We start from the raw sequence: 20,005 nt of genomic DNA, 5'->3' as shown, positions 1-20,005 counted from the left end.
GACCCATGACGTATGCCGAGACCCGCGAATGCCTGATGCCCGCCCCGCTGCCCTGCCCTTGCTAGACCGCGCCGAAGTCGGCGGGCGCCTGCGCCAGGTGCGCAAGGCACGCCAGATGACCCTCAAGCAATTGTCCGAGCTCAGTGGTGTGCCGGTGTCGACCTTGTCGAAGATGGAACTGGCGCAGGTTTCGGTGAGCTACGAAAAACTGGCCGCTGCCGCGCGTGCCCTGAATGTCGACATCGCCCACCTGTTCCGTGCCAGTGGCCCAGTGGCGGAAGCCGTGGCGGCGCCGGTGACCGTGGTGGTTGACTCGTTGCCAGCCGCCGCCGGATATTCCACCGGCACCTACGATTACCACCCGATCGCCGGGGCCTTTCCGGAACGGCGCATGACCCCTGCCTACGCCCGCATCATCGCTCGCGAACGCGGCCAGTTCGACGATTTTATCCGCCACCCGGGCCAGGAGTTCGCAGTGGTGCTGAGCGGCCGGGTGCGCATCGAATTCGAAACCGGCGAAGCGGTCAGCATCGGGCCACAGGAAACGGCGTATTTCGACAGCCAGGTGGGGCACATCTACCTGTCGGAAAGCGTGGATGGCGGCGATGCCCATGTGATGGTGGTGATGACCGACCGCTGACGCCGGTTATAACCTAATAACGAACAAGTCTATTTGGCTATAAAAACTCCCTATATGCTGGCACCCATCCGATAACGGGCAAAGCTGGGCAGTCGAGTAGCGTATGGATGTAGGATCTTTCGGTTTCACCATTGCCGGACTGGTTGTGGGTTTCATCGTCGGCATGACCGGCGTCGGCGGCGGCTCGCTGATGACCCCGATCCTGCTGTGGTTCGGCATCAACCCCGCGACTGCCGTGGGCACCGACCTGCTGTATGCCGCCATCACCAAGGGCGGTGGTATCTGGGTACATGCGCGCAACAAGAACATCGACTGGAAGATCACCGGCCTGCTCAGCCTCGGCAGCGTGCCGGCGGCAGCCCTGACCCTGTGGTTCCTCAGCACCCTGCACACCGACACCACAGCGCTGAACGCCATCATCAAGCAAGGCCTGGCGGTGGTGCTGATCCTCACTGCGCTGGCGATCCTGTTCAAGTCGCGCCTGCAAGCGTTCGCCAGCCGTCACGCGGGTGACCATTACCACCTCAGCGACCGCAGTTTGAACACCCTCACCGTGCTGACCGGCGTGGTCCTGGGCGTCATGGTCACCCTGACCTCGATCGGCGCTGGCGCCTTGGGCACCGTGGCGCTGTTCCTGCTCTACCCGTTCCTGGCCACCCGCCGTCTGGTCGGCACCGAAATCGCCCACGCGGTGCCCCTGACCCTGGTCGCCGGTATCGGCCACGCCGGCATGGGCAACATGGACTGGTCGCTGCTGGGCTACCTGTTGCTGGGCTCGCTGCCCGGTATCTACCTGGGCAGCCACCTCACCGGGCGCATCTCCGACCGCGTGCTGCGCCCCTGCCTGGCGACCATGCTGCTGCTGATCGGCTACAAGCTGGCGTTCTGACCCGGCAACCGGCGCTTGCTCAGCCCAGACGCAAGCGCCACTGCCCGGTAAAGCTCAACCCGACCCGTGACAACGGCAGCACATCGATCCGCTGCGCGGCAGCCAGTGGGCATTCCAATACCACCATCAGCGCCGCGCGAATCACCCAAGGGTGAGTCACCGCCAGCCACTCGCCCGGCCTGTCGAAGGCCATCAACCAGGCCCCCACACGCTCGCACACCTGCGCGAACGACTCACCGCCGTGGGGTGCGCTGAACGGGTCGTTGAGCCACTGCGCCAACGCCTGAGGCTGCTCGGCCTGCAGCTGCTTGAGCGGCAAGCCCTGCCATTGGCCGAGAGCGCAATCGGCCAAGGCCGGCTCGATCTGCGCCTGCGACGAGAGCCACTGCGCCGTCTGCGCCGCACGCGGCTCCGGCGCTGCCATCAACTGCGTGGCGGGAGGGATCGGTAAGGGCTCGACGGTCAGCGATAAAATGCCGTCGTCGGGCTGGGCCAGACGCCCGCTTTTCTGAGCCTGGGTCAGGGCGTGGCAGAGCAAGGTCAGGTGTACGGCTTTCACCATGGCGTTCTTCATTGATAGTCAGGCCGACTGGTTTAGCACGTCAGCCGCGTTTTTACTGCAACAAAGTCACGCCAAAGCGGAACGCCGGGTTAGCATCGCCACTCCAACCTAGGCGAAATGCCACCAGAGCCCTTGATCGATGCCCGCCACCTCAACCAGCCCCTTGCTGCTCGCCTTGCGTGAAGGCACCCGTGACTGCCACAAGGCGCTGGAAGCCCGCCTGCCCTTCTTCAGCCCAGGCTTCGACAGTGCTGCCTACCGTCGCCTGTTGCAGGCCTACTACGGTTTTCATGCCCCCCTGGAACATTACCTGAGCGATTATCAGGGACCAGAACGCCGCAAGACCGCGTCCTTGTCCCGTGACCTGCAGGCCCTGAAGCTGAGCAAAGCCGACATCGACGCCCTGCCACTGTGCCGGGCACTGCCGGCCATCCACGACGAAGCCAGCGCGCTGGGCGTGATGTACGTGCTGGAGGGCTCGACCCTGGGTGGCCAGGTGCTCAAGCGGGTGATGGCCGAGCGCCTGGGCATCGGCCACGACAACGGTGCCGCCTTTCTCGATGTATACGGGCCGCTGACCGGCAGCTACTGGCGCAGCTTCCTCGAGCGGCTTGGCCAGGCATCGGCTGAAGGGCCGGCGCAGGCCACCACGGTACAGGCCGCCATCGACACTTTTACCCACTTCGAACAGTGGCTCGGGCAGCGCAATGTATTGAATTAGCCTTGATGGCCGCTATTTGGCGTTTTGCCACTACGAATTGCCTTCTGCCGCTGGAACGCAACATCGTGATCAACGCCAGCCACCCAGCGGTGAGCCAGATCCAGGTGGTTGAAATGTACGATTTCATGTACGACCCACGGATGTTCCAAGTCGGCGCCCACGACAAGTGATGCCCTGCTCATGCTCCCAGCCGCGCTGCACGTGGCGCGCTGAGCGCGGGGTGACGGGTGTCCGCCGCTGGCGCCCTGGTATCGAGGAGCCGGCTTAATGGGTTCGTTTACTTAACAAGAAAAAGCTCTTCTAGTGCAGTAGTAAAGCCTTGGCTCATTTTTTCGCGCCGCATTCCGCCAGCGGTCTAGCAGCCGGATAATTCTCGGAAAATCTTTCACTACCATGGCCGTTCTGTATTTGCCGAGAACTGACCCGGCGCATTTCGTCATTCTCCGTTAATTCGTGTGTAATTATCTCAAACAGTTGGCCCAATGCTGCCTCCCGCCCTTCATCCGATTTGCATCCTGCGTACGAAGTCCTACAGTTTCGAACTGTGACAACCGCGCCGAGACTCCCGATGCGCAGCGCCGAAAAGACCGAGCACAGCACCACCGCCAAGGTCCTGCCGAAGATTCCGCGCAGCGTCTGGGCGCTGGGCTTCGTGTCGCTGTTCATGGACATTTCCTCGGAAATGATCCACGCCCTGCTGCCGCTGTACATGGTCACCGTGCTCGGCACTTCGGTGGTCGCCGTCGGCTTCATCGAGGGCATCGCCGAGGCCACCGCAGCAATCACCAAGGTCTTCTCCGGCGCGCTCAGCGACCGCCTCGGCAAGCGCAAGCTGCTGACGGTGCTGGGCTATGGCCTGGGCGCGTTGACCAAGCCGGTATTCCCCATGGCCTCCGGGCTGGAATGGCTGACGGCGGCGCGCTTCGTCGACCGTATCGGCAAGGGCATCCGCGGTGCCCCCCGCGATGCACTGGTGGCCGATGTGACCCCGCCCGAACTGCGCGGCGCGGCCTTCGGCCTGCGCCAGACGCTGGACACCGTCGGCGCGTTCCTCGGCCCATTGCTGGCGATCGTGCTGATGTGGCTGACCGCGAGCCATTTCCAGACGGTGTTCTGGGTGGCGGTGATCCCGGCGTTGGTCGCCGTGTACATTCTCGTTGCCTTCGTCCGCGAGCCCGAGACGGCGCCCGGCGCGCGGCCGGTGCGCTCGCCGCTGACACTGCATGAGTTGGCGCGTCTGGGCCCGGCCTACTGGCGGTTGATCGGCCTGGCCATGGTGTTCACCCTGGCCCGTTTCAGCGAGGCATTCCTGCTGCTGCGCGCCCAGGACATGGGCGTTGCGCCATTGTGGGCGCCCGCGGTGCTGGTACTCATGGCCCTGGCCTATTCGCTGTCGGCCTACCCGGCCGGCGCGCTGTCGGACCGGGTGGGCCGCCGTGGCGTGCTGATGATCGGGCTGGCCCTGCTGATCGCCGCCGACCTGTTGCTGGCCTTGCTGCCAGGCTGGGCCGGGCTGGCACTGGGCGTGGCGGCCTGGGGCCTGCACCTGGGCTTCACCCAGGGCATCTTCGCCGCGCTGATCGCCGACAGCGCGCCGGCCAACCTGCGCGGCACGGCATTCGGCCTGTTCAACCTGCTGACCGGGGTGGCCCTGCTGGTCGCCAGCGTGGTGGCCGGGCTGCTGTGGGATGGCGCCGGGTTCCAGGCGACCTTCCTGGTCGGGGCGGGCTTTACCGGTGCCACTCTGGTCGGGGTGATGCGGCTGCGCTAAGCCGGCTCAGGCTGCCGGGTCATGGCTGCGCACACTGAAGGTCACCACGCCCCAGATCATGAAGTCGTCACCCTCCATGATGTAGCGTGGCGCATAGCGTGGGTTCTCCGAGCGCAGCAGCACTTGCCCGGCGACGCGCTGCAGCCGCTTGCACAAGGGCTCGCCGTTGACCGCGGCAATCACGATATGGCCATGGCGCGGCTCGATCGAGCGGTCGACCAGCACCAGGTCGCCATCGAAGATACCGGCCCCCTGCATGCTGTCGCCGTCTATCCTGACCAGATAGATGTGCGGTGCGCGCAGGTTGAGCAGCTCGTCCAGCGAGATGGGTTGCTCCATGTGGTCGGCGGCTGGCGACGGAAAGCCCGCCGGGACACGGAACAGGTAGCGCGGCACGGCAGCACTGCCGCCGGTGATGGGACCCAGGATGGAAATCATGCGACGGCCTTGATAGTAAACTGTATATATATACAGTAAACGCCGTAGCGGGTATCCGGTCAATTTCGCCGTAGGATATTTCGACAAGTGGGGGTACATGCCATGTGTGGACGCTTCGCCCAGTACCAGGGCCTGGCCGACTACCTGCGTGAACTGGACGCCGAGCAGGACGTGATCAGCGGCTACGACAACGTGCCGATCGGCCGCTACAACGTTGCCCCCGGCAGCCGCGTGCTGGTCCTGCATCACGCCACCGATGGCCTGCGCATCGACCCTTGCCATTGGGGTTGGGCACCGTTCTGGGCCACGGGTAAACGGCCGGCACCGATCAACGCGCGGGTCGAGACGGTGACCACCGGCAAGTTCTTCAAGGCCCTTTGGCCGCAAGGGCGAGCCTTGGTAATGGCCGATGGCTGGTATGAGTGGGTGGCCGACCCACAGGACCCCAAGAGCAAGCAGCCCTGGTTCATTCGCCTGAAAAGCCAGGCGCCGATGTTCATGGCGGCGCTGGCCGAGGTGCATGCGGGGATGGAGCCGAACGAGGGAGATGGCTTCGTCATCATCACCGCCGCCAGCGATGCGGGGATGGTCGATATCCATGATCGCCGGCCCCTGGTGCTGAGCCCGGAGCATGCCCGGGCGTGGATCGACCCTGAAGTACCAGCCGAGGAGGCCGAACGCCTGGCGCGGGAGCAATGCTTGCCGGTGGAGGCGTTCGAGTGGTTTGCGGTGGGCAAGGACGTGGGGAATGTGCGAAATGAAGGGGCTGAACTGATTGTGATGCTGGATGCCGAGCACCAGCCCTGAATCTTTGTTGCCAGTGCCGGCCTCTAAGCCAGAACCCGCGAAGAGGCCGGCAATGACAACCGCTAAGCCAGAACCTCCTGCTGGCGCAGCGCCCAGCCGCCCTGCCCATCCACTTCCAGCCGGTGGGTATGGAAGTCGGCCAAGGTGCTGCGATGCCCCACGCTCACCAGCAAGGTCTCCGGCATCTCTTTGCGCAGCAACGCATACATCGCGTGCTCCAGCCCTTCGTCCATCGCCGAGGTGGACTCGTCGAGGAACACCACCTGCGGCCGGTTGAACAGCACCCGGGCAAACGCCAGGCGCTGCTGCTCACCGACCGAGAGAATGTTCGACCAGTCGCAATTCACTGCCAGCCGCTCGGCCAGGTGTGCCAGGTTGACCTCGCGCAGGGCCTGCTGCATGCGTGCTTCATCCTCCGGCTGGCTGTCGGCCGGGTAGGCAATGGCCGTGCGCAGGTCGCCCAACGGCAGGTAAGGCCGCTGCGACAGGAACAACGCCTGGGTGCCCAACGGCCGCCGGACCTCGCCCTCGGCATACGGCCACAACCCCGCCAAGGCGCGCAGCAAGGTGGTCTTGCCACTGCCCGACGGCCCTTTGATCAGCAGCGCCTGGCCACCGTGCAGGCGCAAGTCGAGGTCGGCGATCAGTGCGTGGCCGTCCGGGCGCAGTACCTGCAGGCCGATGATGTCCAGCGCCCGCGGCTGGTCTTCGACCAGCACCCGTGGCAGCGCGCTGGCCTGGTCGTTGGCATCGAGGAAACCGGTCAAACGGTCGAGGGTGGCGCGGTACTGAGCGAAGGTGTCGTAGGACTCACGGAAGAACGACAGCGAATCCTGCACCTGGCCGAACGCCTGGGCGGTCTGCATCACGTCACCCAGCTTGATTGCCCCGCTGAAGAAGCGCGGTGCCTGCAGGATGAAAGGGAACACAACGGCAACCTGGCTGACACCAAGGTTGAAGCCGCTGAATTTCAGGTTCCGGAACACCAGTGCCCAGACGTTGACGATCAGCGCACCGAAGCGCCCCAGCAGGGTTGCCCGTTCGACCGGCGCACCCTGGTAAAAGGCGATGTTCTCGGCGTTCTCGCGCAGGCGCATCAGCGCATAACGGAAGTTCGCCGTGAGTTTTTCGTTGAGGAAGTTCAGGCGGATCAACGGCTGGCCGAGGCGGAAGGCGATCCAGGTGGCGATCAGCACATAGATGTAGACCGCAAACACCATCGCCCGGGGAATCTCATACCCCGCCAGCGTCAGCGGCGCCGACAGCCCCCAGAGGATGCCGGTAAAGGCCACCAGCGAGACCAACGCGCTGACCGCGCCCAGGGCCAGCGACACCGAGTTGCTGACGAACGCGCTGACGTCCAGTTCGATACGCTGGTCGGGGTTGTCCACCGGCTCGGCGAGGAAGCGACCGCGGTAATAGGCATCGCCTTTCATCCAGTCGCCGGTCAGGCGCTCGGTCAGCCACACCCGCCACTGGATGCTGAACGCCTGGGTTACGTAGAAGGCGAACAGCGAGCGCAGCACGTGGATGGTGGCAAGCACCGCGAACACCCCCAGCAGGTACCAGAAGGCCGTCTGGTCGAGTGCCTGCAGGGCGCTGTAGAAGCCGTTGTACCAGAACGAGAACAGCACGTTCAGGCGCACCGAGAACAACGTCAGTACCAGCAGCAGGCCGAACACCAGCAACGGGCGCCAGCTGCGCCGGAAGGTGAAGTACGGCCCCGCCAACTGCCAGAACTGGCTGCCCCAGCGCGTGTAGCGCACGGCCAGTGAAGCAGCGGCGGTGAAGCCGATGAGGGTGATGAACGAGGCGATTGCAAGCCAGCTCAGGCTCTCTTGCAGGGCCTGGTGCCAGTTCATGTCCATAGGAAATATCCGTCACGAGTGTTTCCGCGAGCGTAGCATCGCGGTGGGGTTCGTCTTGCATAAATGACGGACATTTCATTTTTTCTGTACCGGCCCTTTCGCGGGGCAAGCCCGCTCCTAAAGGCCGGTGATTACCTGTAGGAGCGGGCTTGCCCCGCGAAGAGGCCGGCACAGGCCAGCGCTATGCCAGGGCCTCCACCACCTTGGCATCCAGCCCTTCCTGACCATGGTCGGCAATCCACTCGCCCAGCTGCCGACGCATGGCCGGTGTCCAGAAGCTGTTCAGATGCTGCCTCACCCCCTGCACCGCCAGCGCCCGATCAGGCTCGCTGTCGAAGTAGTGGGCGATCTGGTTGGCCATCTTGACCAGGTTGTCACTGCTCATCGGCGCACCTCGGCTTTTTCCGCCGTGCGGCGCTCCTGAAGCAGGCGCCGCTGTTCGTCACTGAAATCCTGGTAGCGTTTTTGCCATTCCGACGGCTGGAACACCTTCACCACCTCCACCGCCGTGACCTTGTATTCCGGGCAGTTGGTGGCCCAGTCGGAGTTGTCGGTGGTGATCACGTTGGCGCCGGACTCGGGGAAGTGGAAGGTGGTGTAGACCACCCCAGGGGCCACCCGCTCGCTGACCTTGGCGCGCAGCACGGTCTGCCCCGCACGGCTACCGATGCCGACCCAGTCGCCATCGTGGATGCCACGGCTTTCGGCGTCGTTGGGGTGAATCTCCAGCCGGTCGGCATCGTGCCAGGCAGTGTTGGCGGTGCGCCGGGTCTGGGCGCCGACGTTGTACTGGCTGAGGATGCGCCCGGTGGTCAGCAGCAGCGGATAGCGGCCATTGACCTTTTCGTCGGTGGGCACATAACCGGTCAGCATGAAGCGCCCCTTGCCGCGCACGAACTGGTCGATGTGCATGGTCGGGGTACCGTCCGGGGCGGCGTCGTTGCACGGCCATTGCAGGCTGCCGTGGCGGTCGATCTCGGCATAGCTGACGCGGTGGAAGCTCGGCGTCAGGCGGGCGATCTCGTCCATGATCTCGGACGGGTGGCGGTAGTTCATCGGGTAACCCAGGGCATTGGCCAGGGCCACGGTAGCCTCCCAGTCGGCCTTGCCGGCCAGCGGCTCCATGACCTTGCGCACCCGCGAGATACGCCGCTCGGCGTTGGTGAAGGTGCCGTCCTTCTCGAGGAACGAGCTGCCCGGCAGGAACACGTGGGCGAACTTGGCCGTCTCGTTGAGGAAGATGTCCTGCACCACCACGCACTCCATGGCGCGCAGGGCGGCGGTGACGTGCTGGGTGTTGGGGTCGCTCTGGGCGATGTCCTCTCCCTGGCAGTACAGCGCCTTGAAACTGCCATCCAGCGCCGCCTCGAACATGTTGGGGATGCGCAGGCCTGGGTCAGGTTGCAGGGTCACGCCCCAGGCCTGCTCGAACTCGGCGCGCACGCCCTCATTGGAGATGTGCCGGTAGCCGGGCAGCTCATGGGGGAACGAGCCCATGTCGCAGGAACCCTGCACGTTGTTCTGCCCGCGCAGCGGGTTCACCCCGACCCCTTCGCGGCCGATGTTGCCGGTGGCCATGGCCAGGTTGGCGATGCCCATCACCGCAGTACTGCCCTGGCTGTGTTCGGTCACCCCCAGGCCATAGTAGATCGCCGCGTTGCCACCGGTGGCGTACAGCCGGGCAGCGGCGCGGATGTGCTCGGCGGGCACGCCGCATACAGGCCCCAGGGTTTCCGGGGCGTTTTCCGGCAGGCTGACGAAGGCACGCCAGCGGGCGAAGTCCTCGGTCTCGCAGCGGGCGTCAATGAAACGCTGGGCCAGCAGGCCCTCGCTGACGATCACGTGGGCCAGGGCATTGAGCATGGCCACGTTGGTACCTGGGCGCAGCTGCAGGTGCAGTTCGGCACGGGCGTGGGGCGAGTCGACCAGGTCGATGCGCCGCGGGTCGATGACGATCAGCCGTGCGCCCTGGCGCAGGCGGCGCTTGAGCTGCGAACCGAATACCGGGTGGGCGTCGGTGGGGTTGGCGCCGATCACCAGGATCACGTCGGCCTGCATCACCGAGTCGAAGCTCTGGGTGCCGGCCGACTCGCCCAGCGTCTGCTTCAGGCCATAGCCGGTCGGCGAGTGGCAAACCCGTGCGCAGGTGTCGACGTTGTTGTTGCCGAACGCCGTGCGCACCAGTTTTTGCACCAGGTAGGCTTCTTCGTTGGTGCAGCGGCTGGAAGTGATACCGCCAATGGAGTCGCGCCCGTACTTGAGCTGGATACGGCGGAACTCGCTGGCGGCGTAGGTCACCGCCTCATCCCAGCTGACTTCCTGCCACGGGTCTTCCAGGCGCTTGCGGATCATCGGCTTGGTGATGCGGTCGGGGTGGGTGGCATAGCCCCAGGCGAAGCGGCCCTTGACGCAGGCGTGGCCGTGGTTGGCGCCGCCGTTCTTGTCCGGGACCATACGCACCAGCTGGTCGCCCTTCATCTCGGCGCGGAACGAGCAGCCAACGCCACAGTAGGCGCAGGTGGTGATCACTGCACGCTCGGGCTGGCCCAGCTGGACCAGGCTCTTCTCGGTGAGCGTCGCGGTCGGGCAGGCCTGCACGCAGGCGCCGCACGACACGCATTCGGAGGCCAGGAAGTTGTCGCCGCCGGCCGCTGCCACCCGCGAATCGAAACCACGCCCGGTGATGGTCAGGGCGAAGGTGCCCTGAATGTCCTCGCAGGCACGCACGCAGCGGCTGCAGACGATGCACTTGCTGGGTTCGTAGTCGAAATAAGGGTTGGAGGTGTCTTTCTTCTCGGCCAGATGGTTGGCGCCGTCATAGCCGTAGCGCACCTCGCGCAGGCCGACCTGGCCGGCAACGGTCTGCAGTTCGCAGTTGCCATTGGCCGAGCAGGTCAGGCAGTCCAGCGGGTGGTCGGAGATGTACAGTTCCATCACATTGCGGCGCAGGTCGGCCAGGCGCGGGGTTTGCGTGCGCACGACCATGCCTTCGCTGACCGGAGTGGTGCACGAGGCCGGGTAGCCACGCATGCCGTCGATTTCCACCATGCACATGCGGCATGAGCCGAACGCCTCGAGGCTGTCGGTGGCGCACAGTTTGGGGATGCTGGTACCGAGCATGGCAGCGGCGCGCATCACCGAGGTGCCGGCCGGCACGCTGATGCTGCGGCCATCGATGTTCAGGCTGATCTGCACATCGCTGTCGCGAGCCGGCGTGCCGAGGTCGCTGCTTTTATCAGAAGCGGGGTCGAAGTAATTGATCACTGTGCGGCCTCCGTGGTGGTCAGCCCGAAATCGGCGGGGAAGTACTTGAGGGCGCTGGCCACCGGGTAGGCGGTCATGCCGCCCATGGCGCATAGCGAGCCGTACTGCATGGTGTCGCACAGGTCGCGCAGCAGCAGAGCCTGGTCATGGCGCTCGGTGAAATCACTGGTCGCGATCAGCCGGTCGACCACCTCCATGCCACGGGTCGAGCCGATCCGGCACGGGGTGCACTTGCCGCAGGATTCCTCGGCACAGAACTGCAAGGCAAAGCGCGCCATGCTGGCCATGTTCAGGGCGTCGTCGGCCACCACCACGCCGCCGTGGCCGAGCATCGCGCCCATGGCGGCGAAGGCCTCGTAATCCAGCGGGGTATCGAAGTGGCTGGGCGGCACCCAGGCGCCGAGCGGCCCGCCAACCTGCGCTGCCTTGAGCGGGCGGCCGCTGGCAGTGCCGCCGCCATAGCCTTCCACCAGTTCGCGCAGGGTCAGGCCAAAGGCGCGTTCCACCAGGCCGCCATGACGAATGTTGCCGGCCAGCTGGAACGGCATGGTGCCCAGCGAGCGGCCCATGCCGAAATCGCGGTAGAACGCCGAGCCCTCGGCCAGGATGATCGGCACCGAGGCCAGGGTGAGCACGTTGTGCACCAGGGTCGGCAGGCCGAACAGGCCTTCGAGCGCGGGCAACGGCGGCTTGGCACGAACGATGCCGCGCTTGCCTTCGATGGATTCGAGCAGCGCGGTTTCCTCGCCGCAGATATAGGCACCGGCACCCACCCGCACTTCCAGGTCGAAGGCCTGGCTGCTGCCGGCCACGTTGCTGCCGAGGTAGCCGGCGTCGCGGGCGATGGCTAGCGCCTGGTTGAGCACGCGGATAGCGTCGGGGTATTCCGAGCGCACATAGAGGTAGCCTTTGTCGGCCCCGACGGCGAGGCCAGCGATGATCATGCCTTCGATCAGCAGGAAGGGGTCGCCCTCCATCAGCATTCGGTCGGCGAAGGTGCCGGAGTCGCCTTCATCGGCGTTGCACACCACGTACTTCTGCCCTGCCCCGGCGTCGCGGACGGTGCGCCACTTGATGCCGGCCGGGAACGCTGCGCCGCCACGGCCGCGCAGGCCAGAATCGAGCACGGTGGCGACCACCGCAGCGCCGTCCATCGCCACCGCCTTTTCCAGGCCTTTGAAACCGCCATGGGCGCGGTAGTCGTCCAGCGACAACGGACGAGTGATGCCGGCGCGAGCAAACAGCAGGCGTTGCTGAGATTTCAGGTAGGCGATGTCTTCGACCGCGCCGAGCGCCAGCGAATGACCGCCGGGCTCACCGGCCAGGGCGTCAAGCAACGACGGCACGTCTGCCGGAGTGACCGGGCCGAAGCCCTGACGCCCTTCGCTGCTTTCACATTCCAGCAGCGGCTCCAGCCAATACAGGCCACGCGAGCTGGTACGTTGAATATCGATGGGCAACTGGCGGCGCTCGGCCTCAGCTTTAATGGCATCGGCGACCTGATCGGCGCCGACTGCACGAGCGACCGAGTCACAGGGAATGAACAACTTCAGCATGTTTCACCCTCCAGGCAACCGTTCACCAACGCCCGCAGGCGCTCAGGGGTGAGCCGCGCATGAACTTGGCCATCCAGCTCCAGCGCCGGCGAGCAGGCACAGGCGCCCAGGCAGTACACCGGGCGCAGGCTGATGGCACCGTCGGCGCTGGTGCCGTGATCATCCAGCGCCAGCTGTTCGCGTAGTTGCGCGGCCAAGGCCTCGCTGCCACGGCTCTGGCACGATTCGGCGCGGCACAGGCGCAAGGTGTGGCGGGCAGGCGGCGTGGTGCGGAAGTCGTGATAGAAGCTGATCACCCCGCGCACCTCGGCGAGGCTGAGGTTGAGGGCATGGGCGATTTCAGGGACGGCAGCTTCGGGGATGAAACCGATAGCGTCCTGGACGGCGTGAAGGATCGGCAACAGTGCGCCGGGGGTGTCCTTCTCGCGGGTCAGGATGGTCTGGATTACCGGCAGGTGAAGCAGTTCATCAGGCATACAGCGGACCTCGGCATCACGGACCCTGCCTGAATTGTTGTGGAGGGCAGGTATCCGGCGTGTTCTGCTGCGGCACACCGGCCACGTCACGGTGGCGTGGGCGCGGAGGCCTCCTTGCCGATGGCCGTGCGTCTGCGCGCACTGGGCTCAAGGGCATCCCATAAGCATGGCACTTGTGGCGGCAAACGATAGTGTGCGAGCGACCAGGCGCTTCCTGAAACCGACCTCGGGTTCTTGCTGATTTTGCTGAGCGCTTTGATCGAGCGGGAGTTCCTTGTCCGTTCTCAATCCTCTAGATAGCGCTGAAACCAAGCCAGCGTGCAGTCTTTGTGGGGTTTTACGCCGCGAAAGGGCTGCCAAGAAGACACGGCAATGGCTGTGACAGTGCCAAGATTCGTGGGCCGCTTTATAGGAACCACCCCCTCCCCGCCCCCTCGTAATGCTTTGTTAAGATTTCTTCCATGTTTCGTTAACGTAATTTTCACTATCCGCTCTCTAGCCTCTCTGCCTTTCCGGCAGCCCCTCCTTTTCTGGCTGCCGCCATGGTTCTACGAGGCAAACGTGGCAAACACCGCATCCCCATCCGCGCCCAAGCGCGTGGACTGGGCCGGCCTGGGCTGGCTCCTGCTGTTCTTCTGGTACTTCTCCGGCGTCACCCAGGCGCTTCTGCTGTTCAGTGGCACCACCGGTTTCGCCGGTTTCCGCGATGCCCTGTTCCTCAGCACCCTGTGGTTCGTCCCGGTGCTGCTGCTGCCACGCCTCACCCGCACCCTCGCCGCCATCATCGGCGTGGTGTTGTGGGCCGCCTCGCTGGTGGGTTTGAGCTACTTCGGCATCTACCACCAGGAATTCTCGCAAAGCGTCATCTTCGTGATGTTCGAGTCGAACACCGCCGAAGCGGGCGAATACTTCAGCCAGTACTTCAGCATTGGCCTGATGCTCGGCCTGCTGGCCTACACCGCGGGCGCCGTGCTGCTGTGGACCCGCGTGCGCCCGGTCACCCTGCGCCTGCGTAGCCGCATTCCGGTGGTGGTGCTGTTGCTGGCCGCCAACCTCGTGCTGCCGTTCTACAAGCAGATGGTCACCCAGGAACGCAACTTCGCCGATGCCATGGAGAAGGTCCAGCAGCGCATGGAACCGGCAGTACCGTGGCAGCTGGTGGTCGGCTACCGCCAATACCTGCAGCAGCTGAACAACATGCAGAACCTGCTGGCCCAGAACGCCGCCCTGCCGCCCCTGCAGAACCTTCAGGACAGCAGTGGCGAAGCCCCGCGCACGCTGGTGCTGGTACTGGGTGAATCGACCACCCGCGAGCACATGCACCTGTACGGCTACAACCGCGACACCACTCCCAACCTGGATGCCCTGGCCGCCGACAAGAGCCTGACCGTATTCCAGAACGTGGTCACCCCGCGCCCCTACACCATCGAGGTGATGCAGCAGATCCTCACCTTCGGTGACGAAGAACACCCCGACCGCTTCCTCACCGACCCGTCGCTGATCAACCTGATGAAACAGGCAGGCTACAAGACCTTCTGGATCACCAACCAGCAGACCATGACCAAGCGCAACACCATGCTCACCACCTTCTCGCAGCAGACGGACGAGCCGGTGTACCTGAACAACCAGCGCAACCAGAACGCCAGCCAGTACGACGAAGTGGTGCTGCCGCCGTTCGAGAAGGCCCTGAAGGACCCGGCGCCGAAGAAGTTCATCATCGTCCACCTGCTGGGCACCCACATGGACTACCGCTACCGCTACCCGGATGCCTATCAGCACTTCACCGATCGCAAGGGTGCACCGGCTGCGCTGACCGATGACCAGGTGGAAACCTACAACTTCTACGACAACGCCGTGCGCTACAACGACTTCGTGGTGTCGAGCCTGATCAAGCAATATTCGGCGGCCACGCCCAACGGCTTCCTGTTGTACCTGTCCGACCATGGCGAAGACGTATACAGCTCCGGCAACCACGACCGCCTGGGCCGCAACGAAGGCGCGCCGACCCGGCCGATGTACACCGTGCCGTTCCTGCTGTGGACTTCACCGAGCTGGCAGGCCGAGCACCCACGGGACCTGCAGTCGATGGCCAAGCGCCCCTACAGCAGCTCGCACCTGATTCATACGCTGTCGGATCTGGCAGGCTTGAGCTACGACAAGTACGAGCCGGCCAAGAGCCTGGTGAACGCGCAGTTCGCGCCAACGCCACGCTGGATTGGCGACCCGTACCGCAAGGATGGGTTGCATGAGTTCGACCTGTTGCCGCAGGACAAGGCGGAGCAGGTTCAACAGACGGCGGCCAACGACCAGAAGTAGCTCGCGGACTGATACAGATGTCTGAAAGCCGATGGCGATATCTCTGATCGCGCCATCGGCTTTTTTGCTTGTCGGCCGCTGTGCAATGCGCGCAAGCGGCTTTAATTGGAATTGAAACAGCGTCTGAACGCACGGCGGGGACATACATCATGGGCGAACTCGAAACACTCAACCGCTCCCTCTTCCTGCTGATCAACGGCGGCGGTGATACGCCGCAGTGGCTAGTCCTGCTCGCCATCGGCATTGCCAAGGGCCTGATCTTTCTGCTGCCCGTGTTGATGCTGGGGTTCTGGCTGTGGGGGCACCGTGGGGAACGCAGGCTGGTACTCAAGGCGACCTTGGTTACGGTGATCGCGCTGGTCGTCAATCAGGCCATCTGGGCAGTCTGGCCGCATCCACGGCCGTTCATGATCGGGTTGGGGCATAACTGGATGCTGCATGCGCCGGATTCGTCATTTCCTAGCGATCACATGACCGTGTTTGCCTGCATGGGCTTGACCTTGCTGCTGGATGGTTTGTCTGGGTGGGGTGTGGTCATTTTGTTGACCGGTTTGAGCGTGGCCTGGGCGCGGGTGTTTCTGGGGGTGCACTTTCCGCTCGACATGGTGGGCGCGGTGATTGTTTCGTTCTTGGTTTATTCAGGGTTCTCGCCAATCTGGAGACGTATCGGCCAGTCTGTCACCGATCTGGCGGAGCGGTGCTATCGCAGCCTTATGGCAGTGCCTATCAGGGCGGGTTGGCTGCGGGGCTGAGAGGTAAAACCGACATTGCGTCGCCATCCTGGCAGTGGGCAGGCACGCGCCAGCCACTCTTGGTAAACTGGGGCAACTTTTCCTGAAGGCCGATCTGCGAGGTCACTGACCGCGCCATCGGCCTTTGTCCTTGTTCCGATTGTTGCCCTAGACCCCAATGCCCCTAGAACAGACCATTAACACAAGCACCACAAGGCCTGAGCCGTCCCGCCGCTTCAGCGTTGCGCCGATGATGGATTGGGCATAGTCTTTTCAAACCCCCCTATTTTCAAGGCCTTCAAACCTTAACGCCAAGCCTTGTACCAACTTTGTACCACTCAAAAAATCAGCCAGCCTTTTTCTAGCAAAATCTGTCTTGTCACCAATGCTGCTCCCCTTCTAAGCTCAAGGCTCGCCATGTCGGCCAACTATCTTGCTGAAGGACCATCTCAGATGCCGGCTTTACAGGTATTCATTGACACTAACATCCTACTTAACTTCTATGAATTTTCAGAAGACAAGCTTGAGACACTCGATGAATTCACTGAGCTTGTTGGCCCAAACGCAATCAGCCTCCACCTCCCAAAGCAAGTTGAAAATGAGCTTAAACGCAATCGAGAGTCAAAACTGCAGGTCGCTATAAATAACTTCAATAACGCCCAGCTTCCGACAGGAGTGCCTCATCATATGCGCGGCACAGAAGCCGCGAGACAGTATGATGAAGCGATAAAAAGCGCCAGAAAAGCCAAGAAGCTTCTAATTGCTAACGCAGCATCTCTCGCGCTTAGCAACCAGCTCGAAGTCGATACCAAAATAAAGAAATTATTCGAAAAGGCTACTCACCACGCCGAAGACGATGACTTGTACAACCAGGCCATCACAAGAATGCATAAAGGCAACCCTCCTGGCAAGCAGGGCAACATCGGCGACCGTTACATCTGGGAGACTCTTCTCGCCCGTATACCCGATGGAGATCTATTCATAGTATCCAAAGATGGAGACTATGCTTCACCCTTAACAACAGACAAAACGATACGCCCTCTATCGTTTCTTTCAGATGAATGGAGCGAGACGAAAAACCAAGGTAAATTAACCGTATTCAAAACGATCGCTGAAGTACTTGAGTATTACAAGAATCTCCAATCTCAGCCCGAGAACCTTGAAGAGCAACGGGCGGAGTTGCAAGAGCCTTCGCCGGAAGCCGCCACTCAACCTCTTACCCCCGAAACTCAAGCTCCAGAGGTGAATGATGATCAGCCACCACCGGCTACCGAACCTGAAAGACCACGAGAGCCAGTGATCCAAGCCATCTCGGAATTAGCAGAAAGCAGCAGTTTTTCTACTACCCACTGGGCAATATCGAATACTACAACTTATCTGAATCAATTAACAAAAGATGATGCGGAGCTATTGTTCAGAGCGGCGCTTAACAACAATCAAATCCGGTGGATTATTACAGACGACGACGTCAACGCCTTCTACTTGTCGCTTGTAAACAGATGGGTTACCGAGATCGAGCCTGAATTAGCGGAGCTAGTCATTGAACTTTTGGGTTTAACACCGGACCCTACCGAACCAGAAAATCCAACGGACCAATAATTCGCATACTAGAAGCCTAATCTTTCTGTGCCCCCTTGCACGGCAGTGAATAAAAGAACAGGCGCCCAAGTCCCAGTTGACGGGGCTTGGGCATTTTTTGCAATCTGCTAATCAATCAACCGCCTCCACCAACGCGGCCGCCGGTGCACTTCAACAAAACTTTCCTCCCAGCCCTTATAACCAGCGGGCGGAGGGCAAAGGCCTTCCCTGCCCAACTTCTTAAAGTCAAACTCAACAATACCCACCGGTTCCGAAGAAATCTTTTTCAATTCCTTTTTTAAAATACCACCATATTGACTAAGGCATTCACACAGTCGGCGCGAAAAATAAACAATATTATCACCATACATCTCTATCGCATCCATAGTACTACTAAACTGCTGATGACAGCCATCCTTTGTCGCCAGGCCAAAATACATCTCAGGATAAGTAAAACCAATTGAAAATTCTTTTCTCTCAAATTTCCCAATATATTCATTCCTGAGGTCAATCGCCTCACGCAATAACCCTCCGTACTCAACTAATCGTACGACCGCCCGCAGAGCCTGTATGGACCCCTGCTGCAGCACAAGCAGCTGTAACTGCTCCACTGCAATTGGCAACTCAGGGAAACGATGCAAATTGAAACTAACAGACTTCTCACCAACAGAATGACTCGAACTTAGCTCCTTTAAATACCTTTCTCGCCCTGCCTTGTAGATATCCATCGCAGGGCCGATATATTGAACTTTCGCCGACAAAACAGAATCAAAAATTGCATGACTCAAAATAATTGCAGCATTCACAACTCGAATTTCAGTTGTCAATTCATCACGCCGCTTTCCATTCTTTGCTGACCGCTGTGCTGCCCAAGCACCTGCAAACGCTCCTGCCAATGCCCCAAAAATTGTTATGAAAAATGATGACCCATCCAGGCCTGCTATCCACCTAGCGCCATCCAATATAGACGGGGGCGTTGCCCAAAATACGCCTGACACCGGCGGCCACAGATTATCTATCGCCATTCTTTAATCTCAACTTCTTAGCTTGCGGCACATAGCCACTAAGCGTAATCCTATTATGCTAGAAAACCAAAACTGTCAGTGATCCGGCTAAAGAGTTTCGATGTCTGTGGGTTTGTCCCATCTTGGGCCCATTCAGAACATTCTTTCAGCGGGCATGAACGGTCCAAAGCTGATCAAACCGCGTCGTGTATGACTGACTCATCATCTCCCGGCGCATCCCCCATCCAGGGGTGCGGGGGACGCTCCCGGCACGCACGGTTCCTCTACCATACCGATCGTTGATCTCATCGAGTGCTGACATCAGTCGTCCACTGGCCACAGGCTGAGTCACCGCGAACAAATCGTCGGTGAACTCACCCGGCTGTCGCAGATCGAGCAACAGTACCTCGGCCTTGCTGTACCGATAGCCGGCCTGGTAGACCCGCTCCACGGCCCCCGTTGCGGCCCTGGTGAGTAGCAAGGTGTCATTGGTTGGGTACGGCAGGTCAACGAGAGCACCTTTGGCAAAGTGCAGCTCGTTAGGGTTGAACATGCCGGTGCGAATAGATACCCGCATGCGCTTGCACACCGAGCCCTGAGCACGCAGTTTCTCGGCGGCCCGCCCCGTATAAGTGGCCACAGCTTGTTTGATCGGCGTCAGCTCCGTCAGACGCTTGCCGAACATCCGGCTGCAGCAGATCTCCTGCTTCGGCGGATCTGCCTCATCCAGCTCAAGGCATGGCGTGCCGGCGAGCTCACGAGCGGTCTTCTCCACAACTACGCTGAACTTGTCCCGCAACATCCTCGGATCTGCCTTGGCCAGCTCCATCGCCGTGTGAATCCCCATGGACTCAAGGTGTACCGTCATCCGCCGGCCAATGCCCCACACCTCCTTCACCTCGGTGTTACGCAGCACCCAGTCGCGCTTGAAGTCGTCGGTGATATCGACCACACCACCTGTCTGCGCCTGCAAGCGCTTTGCGGTGTGATTGGCGAGCTTCGCCAGGGTCTTGGTGCGGGCAATCCCAACACCGACCGGGATTCCTGTACAACGTAGCACCTTGGCGCGCACATCTCGGCCGAACTGAGTGAGGCCACCCGTCATGCCGGTGATATCGGCGAAGCACTCGTCAATCGAATAGACCTCGGCCGCCGGTACCATCGACTCGATCAGAGACATGACCCGCTCGCTCATGTCGCCATACAGCGCGTAATTCGAGGAGAACGCCACGATCCCATGCCGGCGTAGCTTTTCCTTCGCCTGGAAGTAAGGCTCCCCCATCTTCACGAACGGCTTCGCATCGTACGACCGGGCAATCACGCAGCCGTCGCTATATCTGAATGACCCTAACAGTTAGTTGAGTGTAAGATATTGATTTATAAG

At 61.9% G+C, this 20,005-nt stretch carries 17 protein-coding genes and 1 pseudogene; 9 read left to right on the top strand and 9 right to left on the bottom strand.

Features of this window, described 5'->3' with window-relative positions; translation table 11 throughout:
• Positions 1-28 precede the first annotated feature (28 nt).
• Positions 29-640: a helix-turn-helix domain-containing protein gene (locus tag BGP85_RS00385; RefSeq protein WP_103448187.1), complete on the top strand. Its 612-nt coding sequence runs from the start codon at positions 29-31 to the stop codon at positions 638-640.
• Between the two features lie 103 nt (positions 641-743).
• A complete protein-coding gene (locus BGP85_RS00380) occupies positions 744-1,529 on the top strand; it encodes a sulfite exporter TauE/SafE family protein (RefSeq protein WP_103448188.1) in 786 nt (261 codons plus the stop codon).
• A 19-nt stretch (positions 1,530-1,548) separates the two neighbouring features.
• On the opposite strand, the gene BGP85_RS00375 is transcribed toward BGP85_RS00380, so the two are convergent.
• Positions 1,549-2,088 (bottom strand): histidine phosphatase family protein, encoded by a 540-nt coding sequence (locus BGP85_RS00375; RefSeq protein ID WP_103448290.1) that lies wholly within the window; start codon positions 2,086-2,088, stop codon positions 1,549-1,551.
• Between the two features lie 142 nt (positions 2,089-2,230).
• Between BGP85_RS00375 and BGP85_RS00370 the strand changes: the two genes are divergently transcribed.
• The 3 genes from BGP85_RS00370 to BGP85_RS00360 all read left to right on the top strand — a co-directional run bounded on the left by BGP85_RS00370 (position 2,231) and on the right by BGP85_RS00360 (position 4,583).
• Complete coding sequence (locus tag BGP85_RS00370) at positions 2,231-2,812, top strand: biliverdin-producing heme oxygenase (protein ID WP_103448189.1); 582 nt, start codon at positions 2,231-2,233, stop codon at positions 2,810-2,812.
• A gap of 5 nt (positions 2,813-2,817) precedes the next feature.
• Positions 2,818-2,982 (top strand): hypothetical protein, encoded by a 165-nt coding sequence (locus BGP85_RS00365; RefSeq protein WP_181004510.1) that lies wholly within the window; start codon positions 2,818-2,820, stop codon positions 2,980-2,982.
• A 398-nt stretch (positions 2,983-3,380) separates the two neighbouring features.
• On the top strand, positions 3,381-4,583 hold the full coding sequence (locus BGP85_RS00360) for an MFS transporter (protein WP_103448190.1): 1,203 nt from the start codon (positions 3,381-3,383) through the stop codon (positions 4,581-4,583).
• Positions 4,584-4,589: 6 nt separating this feature from the next.
• Here the strand turns inward: BGP85_RS00360 and BGP85_RS00355 are convergent, their stop codons facing one another.
• On the bottom strand, positions 4,590-5,021 hold the full coding sequence (locus BGP85_RS00355; RefSeq protein WP_103448191.1) for a LexA family protein: 432 nt from the start codon (positions 5,019-5,021) through the stop codon (positions 4,590-4,592).
• Between the two features lie 102 nt (positions 5,022-5,123).
• Between BGP85_RS00355 and BGP85_RS00350 the strand changes: the two genes are divergently transcribed.
• A complete protein-coding gene (locus BGP85_RS00350) occupies positions 5,124-5,828 on the top strand; it encodes an SOS response-associated peptidase family protein (RefSeq protein WP_103448192.1) in 705 nt (234 codons plus the stop codon).
• Between the two features lie 62 nt (positions 5,829-5,890).
• Here the strand turns inward: BGP85_RS00350 and BGP85_RS00345 are convergent, their stop codons facing one another.
• From BGP85_RS00345 to BGP85_RS00325, 5 genes are all read right to left on the bottom strand, one after another.
• The gene (locus BGP85_RS00345) at positions 5,891-7,696 is read right to left on the bottom strand and encodes an ABC transporter ATP-binding protein/permease (protein ID WP_103448193.1); all 1,806 of its coding nucleotides are present in this window, start codon (positions 7,694-7,696) and stop codon (positions 5,891-5,893) included.
• 181 nt (positions 7,697-7,877) lie between these two features.
• Entirely contained in the window at positions 7,878-8,081 is a 204-nt protein-coding gene (locus BGP85_RS00340; protein WP_103448194.1) for a formate dehydrogenase subunit delta, read from the bottom strand.
• Complete coding sequence (fdhF, locus tag BGP85_RS00335) at positions 8,078-10,960, bottom strand: formate dehydrogenase subunit alpha (protein WP_103448195.1); 2,883 nt, start codon at positions 10,958-10,960, stop codon at positions 8,078-8,080. Before fdhF ends, BGP85_RS00340 begins: the two co-directional genes overlap by 4 nt.
• Positions 10,957-12,516 carry a formate dehydrogenase beta subunit gene (locus BGP85_RS00330; RefSeq protein WP_103448196.1) on the bottom strand — a complete coding sequence of 520 codons (1,560 nt, stop codon included), beginning with the start codon at positions 12,514-12,516 and terminating at the stop codon, positions 10,957-10,959. The genes fdhF and BGP85_RS00330 overlap by 4 nt, the downstream gene beginning before the upstream one ends.
• A complete protein-coding gene (locus BGP85_RS00325) occupies positions 12,510-12,992 on the bottom strand; it encodes a formate dehydrogenase subunit gamma (protein ID WP_103448197.1) in 483 nt (160 codons plus the stop codon). Before BGP85_RS00325 ends, BGP85_RS00330 begins: the two co-directional genes overlap by 7 nt.
• Before the next feature lie 561 nt (positions 12,993-13,553).
• Between BGP85_RS00325 and BGP85_RS00320 the strand changes: the two genes are divergently transcribed.
• The 3 genes from BGP85_RS00320 to BGP85_RS00310 all read left to right on the top strand — a co-directional run bounded on the left by BGP85_RS00320 (position 13,554) and on the right by BGP85_RS00310 (position 17,638).
• Entirely contained in the window at positions 13,554-15,308 is a 1,755-nt protein-coding gene (locus tag BGP85_RS00320; protein ID WP_103448198.1) for a phosphoethanolamine transferase CptA, read from the top strand.
• Positions 15,309-15,457: 149 nt separating this feature from the next.
• Positions 15,458-16,060: a phosphatase PAP2 family protein gene (locus BGP85_RS00315; RefSeq protein ID WP_103448199.1), complete on the top strand. Its 603-nt coding sequence runs from the start codon at positions 15,458-15,460 to the stop codon at positions 16,058-16,060.
• Between the two features lie 396 nt (positions 16,061-16,456).
• Complete coding sequence (locus tag BGP85_RS00310; RefSeq protein ID WP_258035880.1) at positions 16,457-17,638, top strand: PIN domain-containing protein; 1,182 nt, start codon at positions 16,457-16,459, stop codon at positions 17,636-17,638.
• Positions 17,639-17,745: 107 nt separating this feature from the next.
• Here BGP85_RS00310 and BGP85_RS00305 read toward each other — a convergent pair whose 3' ends face one another.
• Both BGP85_RS00305 and BGP85_RS00300 read right to left on the bottom strand, forming a co-directional pair.
• Entirely contained in the window at positions 17,746-18,642 is an 897-nt protein-coding gene (locus BGP85_RS00305; RefSeq protein WP_146048955.1) for a hypothetical protein, read from the bottom strand.
• Positions 18,643-18,787: 145 nt separating this feature from the next.
• Positions 18,788-19,954 (bottom strand): annotated as a pseudogene (locus BGP85_RS00300) (Y-family DNA polymerase); the annotation flags it as partial.
• Positions 19,955-20,005 lie beyond the last annotated feature (51 nt).

The organism is Pseudomonas putida, from assembly GCF_002906855.1.
GTDB lineage: Bacteria > Pseudomonadota > Gammaproteobacteria > Pseudomonadales > Pseudomonadaceae > Aquipseudomonas > Aquipseudomonas putida_N.
Note: the sequence above shows the minus strand (reverse complement) of the source record. Positions and strands in the feature narration are given on the sequence as shown.